The 11197-nt window shown below is 61.3% G+C and carries 8 protein-coding genes; 4 read left to right on the top strand and 4 right to left on the bottom strand.

What is annotated here, in order from left to right; all coding sequences use genetic code 11:
* The first annotated feature begins 230 nt into the window (after positions 1-230).
* Positions 231-551, top strand: coding sequence for a GCG_CRPN prefix-to-repeats domain-containing protein (locus AC1DPR_RS04110; protein WP_026371524.1), 321 nt, complete (start codon positions 231-233; stop codon positions 549-551).
* 167 nt (positions 552-718) lie between these two features.
* The gene (locus AC1DPR_RS04105; protein WP_018855247.1) at positions 719-901 is read left to right on the top strand and encodes a hypothetical protein; all 183 of its coding nucleotides are present in this window, start codon (positions 719-721) and stop codon (positions 899-901) included.
* 183 nt (positions 902-1084) lie between these two features.
* On the opposite strand, the gene AC1DPR_RS04100 is transcribed toward AC1DPR_RS04105, so the two are convergent.
* From AC1DPR_RS04100 to AC1DPR_RS04090, 3 genes are all read right to left on the bottom strand, one after another.
* Entirely contained in the window at positions 1085-1816 is a 732-nt protein-coding gene (locus AC1DPR_RS04100) for an SH3 domain-containing protein (RefSeq protein ID WP_018855249.1), read from the bottom strand.
* Between the two features lie 471 nt (positions 1817-2287).
* Positions 2288-3676 (bottom strand): M20/M25/M40 family metallo-hydrolase, encoded by a 1389-nt coding sequence (locus AC1DPR_RS04095; protein ID WP_018855251.1) that lies wholly within the window; start codon positions 3674-3676, stop codon positions 2288-2290.
* Between the two features lie 204 nt (positions 3677-3880).
* Positions 3881-4297 (bottom strand): MarR family winged helix-turn-helix transcriptional regulator, encoded by a 417-nt coding sequence (locus tag AC1DPR_RS04090; RefSeq protein ID WP_016552356.1) that lies wholly within the window; start codon positions 4295-4297, stop codon positions 3881-3883.
* A 422-nt stretch (positions 4298-4719) separates the two neighbouring features.
* Here AC1DPR_RS04090 and polA point away from each other — a divergent pair, with 422 nt between their 5' ends.
* Together polA and AC1DPR_RS04080 are read left to right on the top strand one after the other, a co-directional pair.
* Positions 4720-7719, top strand: a complete 3000-nt coding sequence (gene polA / locus AC1DPR_RS04085) for a DNA polymerase I (protein ID WP_477815786.1) — start codon at positions 4720-4722, stop codon at positions 7717-7719.
* A gap of 172 nt (positions 7720-7891) precedes the next feature.
* Entirely contained in the window at positions 7892-10240 is a 2349-nt protein-coding gene (locus AC1DPR_RS04080; RefSeq protein WP_018855253.1) for a DNA translocase FtsK, read from the top strand.
* Between the two features lie 434 nt (positions 10241-10674).
* Here the strand turns inward: AC1DPR_RS04080 and AC1DPR_RS04075 are convergent, their stop codons facing one another.
* The gene (locus AC1DPR_RS04075; protein ID WP_018855255.1) at positions 10675-11184 is read right to left on the bottom strand and encodes a GrpB family protein; all 510 of its coding nucleotides are present in this window, start codon (positions 11182-11184) and stop codon (positions 10675-10677) included.
* Positions 11185-11197 lie beyond the last annotated feature (13 nt).

Below are 11197 nucleotides of genomic sequence, written 5' to 3'. Positions count from 1 at the left end.
GTACCGGTACGCCCCTTCTTCGCTCCTTGCGCGGCGACGCCGCAGAAACCGTGCTTTGCCAAACGGTTCTCCGCCCGGTTGAACTTTAAATGCGGCGATTTAAGGGGTGGTTAAGAAGTGGCTAGACCGGCCCGCCCTTGCCCCAACAATGTCAAATTTGGTTCAGCCCCCGTTCACCGAACCGGCTCTCTAATCCATGTGCAAGGGACTTGCATAACAGAGGTGCAGAGATGCGTATGAGAATGATTGCAGCTGCGATCGCCATGTGTGGATTTGGCGTTACCGCGACTGAAGCGATGCCGGTCGCGCCGCTGAACGGCGTTGCGGCCAAGAATACGGTACTCGTCGATTACGCCTGCGGGCGCGGCTATCACCTGACCCGGTGGGGCAATTGCCGGCCGAACTGGGACCGACCGCCACCGCCGCGTTACGGCTGGCGCGCCGATCGCCGCTACGGATGGGGCGGCCCGCCGCGCCATGACTGGCGCTATGAGCGATCCTACGGATGGGATCGCCCGCCACCGTGGGTGCGCGGACGCGATTGGCGCTGATTAAGACAGCAAGGCCCGGGCCGCTCAGCCTGGGCTTTGTTATAATTCGTTTACCAAGCCCCGCTTTTTTGGCATGGCTGCCATTCGTTGCGACTGTCACAAATCTGACGTATAGCACGCCGAATTGCGCCTGAGATTAGCGCAGCATGCGCAATATGTAGGCATCCATGACCATCGACATTACCAAAAGCGAAGAATTCAAGCTGCGTGAAGTCTGGGACGTGCACGAGTTTGCACGCCGCTACCGGCTGACAAAAATGGAAGAGAGCCGCCTGAAGATGCTTCACGGCCCGTTCGCGGAATTGCGCGACCTCCTCGCCGGTCGGCAGCGTTCCGTTTCTCTCTGGTAACAGGGAACCATTAGCGAGCTGGTGGATTAACGCCCTAGCGAAACACGCCCTACACGTTTCGCTAAAGGTCGGCCGTCTCCCCCTCAAACGCGCCGATCGCGATCAGGCCCGGTGTCTCTCCCAGAGCGCCGGGCCTTCTCATCTCCCCAATATAAAGGGCGGTCTCGCGGCCGCCCCGATGCGTCACTGCTGGTTGCCGCAGGCCGGATCACCCGGCGGGCAGCGTGGAGGCCCACGACGGCCCTCACCGCCGCGACGCCAGTTCCCATCGTCGTTGCCCTGCGGCGGGCGCTGGAAATCCGGACGATTGTCATGGGGCCGTCCCTGGAAATCCTGGCGGCCGGGGCCGCGGTCGAAATTCGGTTGCTCGGGACGACGGTCCGGTCCGCGGTTTCCATCGGGCCTCCGATCGGGACCCTGATCAAAATCGGGTCGTGGACGGCCGGGGCCGGGGTTTCCGTCGAATTCTGGCGGCCGCACCGGGCGAACGACAGCGGGCGGGCGATCGTAAACAGGATTGCGACGCCAACGATCGCGCTCCCGATAGAAATCGCGACCGCGGTAATAGCGGTCCCAGTAATTTCCGACGCTGAAGACCACGGTCGGGATTCCGAGGGGACGGTAATATTCCGGACCCACATAGACGCGACGGCTCTGGTAGAGCGCCTGCACATAGCGACCTGCGACCCAGCCGCGCCCACCGTAGAACTCCACGTCGCACCAAGGCACATCGGCGAGGCAGCCATGGATTTCCACCGATTCACCGGCCGGAATGACGGTTACAGCGGGATATTGCGTGCTTGGTCCGGCCCGCATGTTGACGTTGGCTGTCGCATATCCCTCTGCCGCCTCGGCAATCGCCGGCGCGAGCAAGAGGGCGGCCGCTGCAGCGGCCTTCATCAAGATGGACTTCACGTTTCAACTCCTCTGACGACGCTGGAGACCGCGCCGCTTGTGTTTTCCGAAAAGGTGCGCAAGCGCCCGGGCACGGCTTCGGCGTTCGTCGCCTCGCGCCGATTTCAGCTCAATCACCTTTTCTTTCAATGATTTGTAGTCCGCGCCGATGAACCTGACTTGAACGCGTGGGCGCTTCAAAATTCAAAAATGCAACACATCTACTTGAAACGCGCGCTCGGCATTCCGACGTGCGAACCAACATATTGCAGCCGATGGAAAGCTGTGCGCGCCAGCAACGTTGCCGCTTCCACCGTCCTGATCGAGGCTCCGCGTTAACCGTTGGTTAACCTTTCCCGATCAGTCTGGCTGCAACATTCGCTTCCTCCTTGACCACGGATGTACTGGCATCGAAGTGAAGCGGATGACGAAAGGCCGGCTCGTTCCGGCCTTTTTGTTTTTCTGGCGTTCAAAGACGAACGCTTTTCCAGCCTATTTGGCCAACGCTTCCAGGATGCGGATCCAAGAACGGATGCCCTTGTGGTAGGAAGCGAGTTCGTACTTCTCGTTCGGCGAGTGAATGCGATCATCGCTGAGACCGAAGCCGACAAGCAGCGACTCCATGCCGAGCATCTTCTGGAAGTCGCCGACGATCGGGATCGATCCGCCCATGCCGATCACCACGGCCGGTTTCGGCCACTCGTCGGAGAGCGCATTCTTGGCCTTCGTCAGCACCGGCGAATCATATGAGAGGTGGATGGCCGGCGAACCGCCATGCGGATGGAAGTCGACCGAGCAGTCCGCCGGGATTTTCGAGCGGACGTAGCTGCGGAAGCTTTCGCGGATGGCGTTCGGATCCTGGGTCCCGACGAGGCGGAAGGAAACCTTGGCCGAAGCCTTGGCTGCGATCACCGTCTTGAAGCCCTCACCGGTGTAGCCGCCCCAGATGCCGTTGATCTCGGCGGTCGGACGCGCCCATGTGAGCTCGAGAACCGACCGGTCCTTTTCGCCCGACGGGATCGACAGGCCGACCTCGCCCAGGAAGGTTTCCGCCGTTTTGCCGAGCGTTTCCCAGGATGCCTTGATATTGGCAGGCGTTTCCTCGACGCCGTCGTAGAAGCCTTCAAGGGTGATGCGGCCGGTGTCATCGTGCAGTCCGGCAAGCGCGGCAGTCAGGATATGGATCGGGTTCGCCGCGGCACCGCCGAACAAGCCGGAATGCAGATCGCGGTCGGCGGCCGTCACGACGATTTCCTCGCCGACAAGACCACGAAGGGCTGCTGCGATTGCCGGCGTATCGCGATCCCACATGCTGGTGTCACACACGAGCGCATAGTCCGCCTTCAATTCCGCGGCGTTGGCCTCAAGAAAAGGCTTCAACGACGGCGAACCCGATTCCTCTTCGCCTTCGAAGAGGATGGTGATGCGGCAAGGCAGTGCACCCTTGACTTCCTTGTAGGCACGGCAGGCCTCGACGAAAGTCATCAACTGGCCTTTGTCGTCGGCGGTGCCGCGGCCCGTCAGGATCTTCCGGCCGTTGCCGACATCCTTGATCGACGGTTCGAAGGGATCATTCTCCCAGAGCTCGATCGGATCGACTGGCTGCACGTCGTAGTGGCCGTAGAACAGCACATGCGGGGCGTCGGCGCTTGCGCCGGCGTGATGGGCCACGACCATGGGGTGGCCGGGCGTGTTACGCACGGACGCCTCGAAACCCAGGGTCTCGAGATAGGAAACCAGCCATTCAGCCGCCTTGCGGCACTCGGCCTTGTAGGCCGGGTCGGTGGAAATCGACTTGATCCGCAACAGCTCGAACAGCTTGTCGAGGCTCGATGTCAAATTCTGGTCCGCACGCGACAGCACCGGCATTACGTCAGTCATTTTCGACTCCTTTTGAAATTCGGCGGGACGATAGACCAAAGGCCGGTCGCTTTCGAGACGAAAAAGCAGGCAGGGAGCCAATGGCGAGAGATGGGCGCGTCAGACACACCCGGGGGACGAGAGCACGAATAGCTGGCGGCGGGCGAGAGTTCTTTTCAGCGCATGCGGAGGAGTTCGACCATAACGGCGGCGGAACAGTGTCGATTACAGCTTCTTGGCATTGTCGAGCAGGCGGCGGATGTACTCGAGCGTCAGTTCGCGCTCGAAGCTCTTGAAGCCCTGAAACAGGGCCAGGTCCGCTTCACGCGCCGCCTCGATGGCGTCGTCTTCCATGCCTTTGGCCTTGTCCGTGAGAAAGATCAGCTGCGCGCGCTTGTCGGACGGATGCGGACGACGATCGATCAACCCGTCGCGCGCCATGCGCGCAAGCGTGTTCGCCATCGTCGCCTGTTCGATGTCGACGCGGGCCAGCAACTGCTTCTGCGTCAGCCCGTCCTCGGCCCAGAGTTCGAGAAGAACGGGGAATTGCCCGGGCGAAAAGCCGAGCCGCGCCGCGCGCTGCTGGAGCGAACGAGCGAAGCCCTTGGCCAGCTGGCTGGCAAGGTAAGCTCCCGAGTCCATTCGATTAATTCCCATCTTCTCAATTAGTCGCAGAAAACTCGATGAAACATTGCAACAAATCGCATACGACGCATCACAAATGCTTCATCGCAGGCTATGTTCGAAAGATAGAGCAGCAAAACAAAGCCGCCATAGCCTGGAGGTCTGGCTATGGCGGCTTTAAAATGGGGACAAAGGCCCGGAGAGGGGATAAGGCCTTTGTCCAAGTCCGAAGCGGCGGGGGACAAGCCAGCTATCAGACCCTCGACGCGATCAAACACGATCAAACGCCGGTAGTAATCATTTGTGATCGGGAATGTGGCTTTTCAAGGGAAAGCCGAGGATTGACTATTACAAATTAGTAACACTTTGGTGAGCCAGAAACTTTTCACCCTCGGAACTTTATATGGACCTTCCAAGGTCGCCGCGCTATCCATGACGCCATGAAAAAAGGCGATCATCTCTTCCTAATCGACGGCTCCGGTTTTATCTTTCGAGCCTTTCACGCACTTCCCCCTTTGACCCGCAAATCCGACGGTTTGCCGGTGGGCGCCGTGTCGGGTTTCTGCAACATGCTGTGGAAACTCCTGACCGATGCGCGCGACACATCGGTTGGCGCGACCCCGACGCATCTGGCCGTCATCTTCGACTATTCGGCAAAGACGTTCCGCAAGGATCTCTACGACGCCTACAAGGCGAACCGCTCGACACCGCCCGACGAACTCATCCCTCAGTTCGGTCTCATCCGTCATGCCACACGGGCCTTCAACCTCCCGTGCATCGAAACGGAGGGCTTCGAGGCCGACGACATCATTGCAAGCTATGCTCGCCAGGCCGAGGCGCTCGGCGCCGACGTGACGATCGTGTCTTCGGACAAGGATCTGATGCAGCTGGTGACGACCAACGTCCACATGTACGACAGCATGAAGGACAAGCAGATCGGCATTCCTGATGTCATCGAGAAGTGGGGCGTTCCACCCGAGAAGATGATCGATCTCCAGGCGATGACCGGCGACTCGGTCGACAACGTGCCTGGCATCCCCGGCATCGGCCCGAAGACGGCGGCGCAACTGCTTGCCGACTACGGCGATCTCGACACGCTTCTCGAACGCGCGACCGAGATCAAGCAGGAGAAGCGCCGGCAGACGATCATCGAGAATGCCGACAAGGCCCGCCTGTCGCGCGAGCTCGTGCGGCTGCGCACCGATGTTCCGCTTGAACTCAAGGTCGAAGACCTGATCCTTGAGCCGCAGAACGGACCGAAGCTGATCGGCTTCTTGAAGGCAATGCAGTTTACCTCGCTGACGCGGCGCGTGGCCGAGGCTTGCGATTGCGATGCCAGCGCGATCGAAGCCGTGGATGTTCCGGTCCAGTGGGGTGCGGCAGCGCGCGGGCCGGATCTCGACGCCGCAAAGCCCGAGCCGGTTGCCGGCGGCATTCCCGACGTTGCCGGCGAGGCCGTGCCCGTTCCGGCAAAGGCGAACGGCGCGAATGGTCGCGAGGGTACCTTCCGGCCGGGCGATCTTGCCAAGGCGCGCGCCGAGGCCTTTGCCTCCCTGCCCTTCGACCACTCGCGCTATGTCACCATTCGCGACATCGCGACGCTCGACAAATGGATTGCCGATGCGCGCGAAACCGGACTGGTTGGCTTCGACACCGAGACCACGTCGCTCGATGCGATGCAGGCGGAGCTCGTCGGCTTCTCGATGGCGATTGCCGACAACGACAGGAACGCCACCGGCACCAGCATTCGCGCCGCCTACGTCCCGATCGCCCACAAGACGGGCGTCGGCGATCTGCTCGGCGGCGGGCTTGCGGACAACCAGATCCCGATGCGAGATGCCCTGCCCCGGCTGAAGGCACTGCTGGAAGACGAGTCGATCCTGAAGGTCGCCCAGAACCTCAAATACGACTACCTGCTGATGAAGCGCTACGGGGTCGAAACCAAGAATTTCGACGATACGATGCTGATCTCCTACGTGCTCGACGCAGGCACCGGCGCGCACGGCATGGACCCGTTGTCGGAGAAGTTCCTCGGCCACACGCCGATCGCCTACAAGGACGTGGCCGGCAGCGGTAAGTCGAACGTTACATTCGACCTCGTCGATATCGATCGCGCGACGCACTACGCCGCCGAGGATGCGGAGATCACGCTCAGGCTCTGGCTGGTGCTGAAACCGCGCCTTGCCGCCGAGAAGCTAACCACGGTTTACGAACGCCTCGAGCGGCCCTTGCTTCCGGTCCTGGCACGCATGGAAGAACGCGGCATCACCGTCGACAGGCAGATCCTCTCGCGCCTGTCCGGAGATCTCGCACAAGGCGCCGCGGCACTCGAGGACGAAATTTTCAAGCTTGCAGGCGGTCGCTTTACCATCGGCTCGCCGAAGCAGCTGGGCGACATCCTGTTCGGCAAGATGGGACTTGCCGGCGGTACGAAGACGAAGACCGGCCAATGGTCGACCTCGGCAAGCGTTCTCGAAGACCTCGCCGCCGCGGGCTTCGAACTGCCGCGCAAGATCGTCGACTGGCGCCAGCTGACCAAGCTCAAGTCCACCTACACGGATGCGCTGCCGGGATACGTGCACCCCCAGACGAAGCGGGTTCACACCTCGTATTCGCTGGCCTCGACGACGACAGGTCGCCTGTCCTCCTCGGAACCAAACCTGCAAAACATTCCGGTTCGGACGGCGGAAGGCCGCAAGATCCGTACGGCCTTCATCTCGTCGCCGGGCCATAAGCTGATTTCGGCCGACTACAGCCAGATCGAGCTGCGCGTGCTCGCCCACGTCGCCGAGATTCCGCAGCTGACGCAGGCCTTCGCCGACGGCGTCGACATTCATGCGATGACCGCATCGGAGATGTTCGGCGTGCCTGTCGAGGGCATGCCGTCAGAAGTGCGACGTCGCGCCAAGGCCATCAACTTCGGCATCATCTACGGTATCTCAGCCTTCGGCCTTGCCAATCAGCTCTCGATCGAGCGCTCGGAAGCGGGCGACTACATCAAGAAGTATTTCGAGCGCTTCCCCGGCATCCGCGACTACATGGACAGCCGCAAGCAGATGGCGCGTGACAAGGGTTACGTCGAAACGATCTTCGGGCGGCGAATCAACTATCCGGAGATTCGCTCGTCCAACCCGTCGGTTCGCGCCTTCAACGAGCGCGCCGCGATCAACGCGCCGATCCAGGGATCAGCCGCCGATATCATTCGCCGGGCCATGATCAAGATGGAGCCGGCGCTGGCCGAAGCAGGGCTTGGCGACCGCGTGCGCATGCTCCTACAGGTGCACGACGAACTGATCTTCGAAGTCGAGGACGCAGACGTCGAAAAGGCGACGCCGATCATCGTTTCGGTGATGGAGAACGCCACCATGCCGGCGCTCGAAATGCGGGTGCCGCTGAGAGTCGACGCGCGTTCGGCCACCAACTGGGACGAAGCGCACTGAGCGCTTCGTCGAAAATTCATTAAAATTTTAATTGCCTTCCAAGACATTGATATAAAATGCTTTTCCTTTTGTTTTTCGCCGAATGACCGCGCGGATGGAAGGAACTTATTAACCTTCATTTCCTAATTCGAAAGCCGATATTAGTTGCTAATCATGAGTGAGTAGCGGTCGTATGCGCTTTCCGAGAACCAATCTGACAGGGGCCGAGGAGATTTCCGCGGAAGTCGAAGGTGAACAGCTGCAGGAACACGCAGGCGAGAAGCCTACGGCACCAATTTGGCAGAGCAATTTTTCACTGGCTCCGAATGTGCGGTTCACCCGCACGCCCGAGAATCTGATCAATCCGAAGCGCGTACCGGCGCCGCCCTTTCGCACGCCGCCGCTTGCGCTGCAGGAACGCGTTGCGACGGAAATCGGCGCGAGCGTGGAACAGCAGGCACCTGTTGTCGCGAACGCTCCGGTCGAGGTCTACGAAGCGGAGATCGCGCCGGCGATCGAGGTGCAGCCGACTGCCACCGCATTGCCGTTGATGTCGGTCGAGCCCGAGACTCACACTGTTGTCCGCGCAGCCACGGAACTGGCTGCCATCTCGGACTTCGCATTCTGGGAGGTCATGGCCTTCGAGGAAGCGGCGGCCGAACCGATCCTGTTGCCGCCGGTCTCCCTGCCGAAGGCAGAGGTCAGCCCCGAATCGATCATCAGCCGGTTCCGCGTCATGGAGTGGCGGCCTGGTCGGCAACAGCCCGCAATGGCCGTAGCTTCGGTGCCTCAGCCGGTCACCCCAGCCGCTGTCGCGCCTTCTCCCGGTTTGACGCGTGGCCGCGCCGCGCAAAACCCGGTCGCGACCGAACACAGCCGCGTGGAAGAAGCGGCGCAAGTCGAGCCGAAAGTGCAGCCTATCGCTCCGCTGCCAGTTCGCGCTTTGGCGCCGCAGCCGCTCGCACCGGCACCGCGTTTTACCGCACCGAAGGTCGTCGCCTCGAGGGTCGATGCCTCAGGCTACGAATTCCCGTCTCATTCGCTGCTGCAGGAGCCGCCTGAACGTGTCGGCGAGATCATGTCGCAGGAGACGCTGGAGCAGAATGCCGGCCTTCTGGAAAGTGTTCTCGAGGATTTCGGCATCAAGGGCGAGATCATCCATGTCCGCCCCGGCCCTGTTGTCACGCTTTACGAGTTCGAGCCGGCACCGGGCGTCAAGTCTTCCCGCGTCATCGGCCTCGCCGACGATATTGCCCGCTCGATGTCGGCCCTGTCGGCGCGTGTCGCCGTGGTTCCCGGCCGCAACGTCATCGGTATCGAATTGCCGAACGCGCTGCGCGAGACCGTCTACTTCCGTGAGATGATCGAAAGCCAGGATTTCGAGAAGAGCGGCTACAAGCTGGCGCTCGGCCTCGGCAAGACGATCGGCGGCGAACCCGTCATCGCCGAGCTCGCAAAGATGCCCCACCTGCTCGTTGCCGGCACCACCGGTTCGGGTAAGTCGGTCGCCATCAACACCATGATCCTGTCGCTGCTTTACCGGATGTCGCCCGAGCAGTGCCGCCTGATCATGGTCGATCCGAAGATGCTGGAACTCTCCGTCTATGACGGCATCCCGCACCTTTTGACGCCCGTCGTCACCGACCCCAAGAAGGCCGTCATGGCGCTGAAGTGGGCGGTGCGCGAGATGGAGGATCGGTATCGCAAGATGTCACGCCTCGGCGTGCGCAACATCGACGGCTACAACAGCCGCGTGGCGCAGGCGCGCGACAAGGGCGAGACCATCCATGTCATGGTCCAGACCGGCTTCGACAGAAGCACGGGCGCTCCGATCGAGGAGAGCCAGGAGATGGACCTGACGCCGATGCCCTATATCGTCGTCATCGTTGACGAAATGGCCGACCTGATGATGGTCGCCGGCAAGGAAATCGAAGGGGCGATCCAGCGCCTGGCGCAGATGGCGCGTGCTGCCGGTATCCACCTGATCATGGCGACGCAGCGCCCGTCGGTCGACGTCATCACCGGCACGATCAAGGCGAACTTCCCGACCCGTATCTCCTTCCAGGTGACGTCGAAGATCGACAGCCGCACTATTCTTGGCGAACAGGGCGCGGAACAACTGCTCGGCCAGGGCGATATGCTGCACATGCAGGGCGGCGGGCGGATTTCGCGCGTGCACGGACCGTTCGTTTCCGATGCCGAAGTCGAGAAGGTCGTCGCGCATCTGAAGACGCAGGGTCGGCCGGAATATCTCGACACCGTCACCGCTGACGAGGAAGAAGAGGACGGGGAAGAAGAGGACAGCGCAGTCTTCGACAAGAGCACCATGGGCTCCGAAGACGGCGACGAGCTTTACCAGCAGGCGGTCAAGGTCGTGATGCGCGACAAGAAGTGCTCGACCTCCTACATCCAGCGCCGGCTCGGCATCGGCTACAACCGTGCGGCTTCGCTCGTCGAGCGCATGGAGAAGGAAGGTCTCGTCGGCCCGGCAAATCATGTCGGCAAGCGCGAGATCGTCGCTGGACGCGGCGAAGGCGAATAACGCAGTGGCAGCGGCATCCCACAAGGGGTGCCGCTGCCAGCAGTAATGTCCGCGCCGGAGAATGCTCCGGTACGGCTTGGCCTGGCTGGGAATGGGCAGGCAGCGGTTGTGGTCTATGTGGATTGTCAGGCGGTACCGCCTGCCCGATTGCATCGAGGTCCCCGCGCTTCCAGGCCGACAGGAGCGTCTCTCGGCCTTTCCGTTGCGGTTGATCGCCGGTCCTGACGCCTGCGATCCTCCTCCTGCAAACATCATCGAACGCTGGACTTTCAACCCGTTTTGTCAGATCCGGCTCGCGACCCGGCTCCCTGTCCAATGACGTCATCAGTGTGCGCCAGATCGTTGGCGCGGGGATCGACGAGGAAGATCAGTTCGTCCAAATCACTGAAAGTTCGTTCGATTTTTTCCACGCACAACAAAATTGCGCCGTGACATCAGTCCACTTCGCCAGCCGCGAGACGTAAGGTCTCGCGTACGAAGTCGGTCTTGCCGCCTGTGTAATAGGCCCAATCGTCGTTCGCCTCGCTCATCAGGCGAAGCTTCAGCGCCGCGTATGCTTGCGCCCGCTGGGGATGCGCCCGCAAGTAATCGCGGAAGACGATGCGATCGCGGAGCACACGGTTATCGGATGAACAGAGATAGAGCCGCGCGCCATAGGAGCCCTTGCCGCAGGTGAAGGTCCAGCTCTGGTCGTTGTATTTGTCACCGTGAAACGCGTAGACGGAGAGGCCTTTTACCCGCTCGATCGCGGTCAGCAACCCATCCTCGTTGCGGAAAGCAGCGTGCAGATCGATCTTGGGCTTCGCGGCAAGGCCCGGAACCGATGTGCTGCCGACATGATGAAACACCGGTGCCAAGTCGGATAGCACCGGCTGCAGCTCTGCTTTGACCTCGTTGAAAAGCCGTGGCCACTCGGGATCGTAAGGAACGACAACGATTGCCATCGTACCTCCCGAT

The sequence above is a fragment of the Rhizobium sp. 01T417 genome, assembly GCF_056398905.1.
The sequence above is the reverse complement of the archived record's forward strand: the minus strand, read 5'-3'. Positions and strand labels throughout refer to the sequence as shown.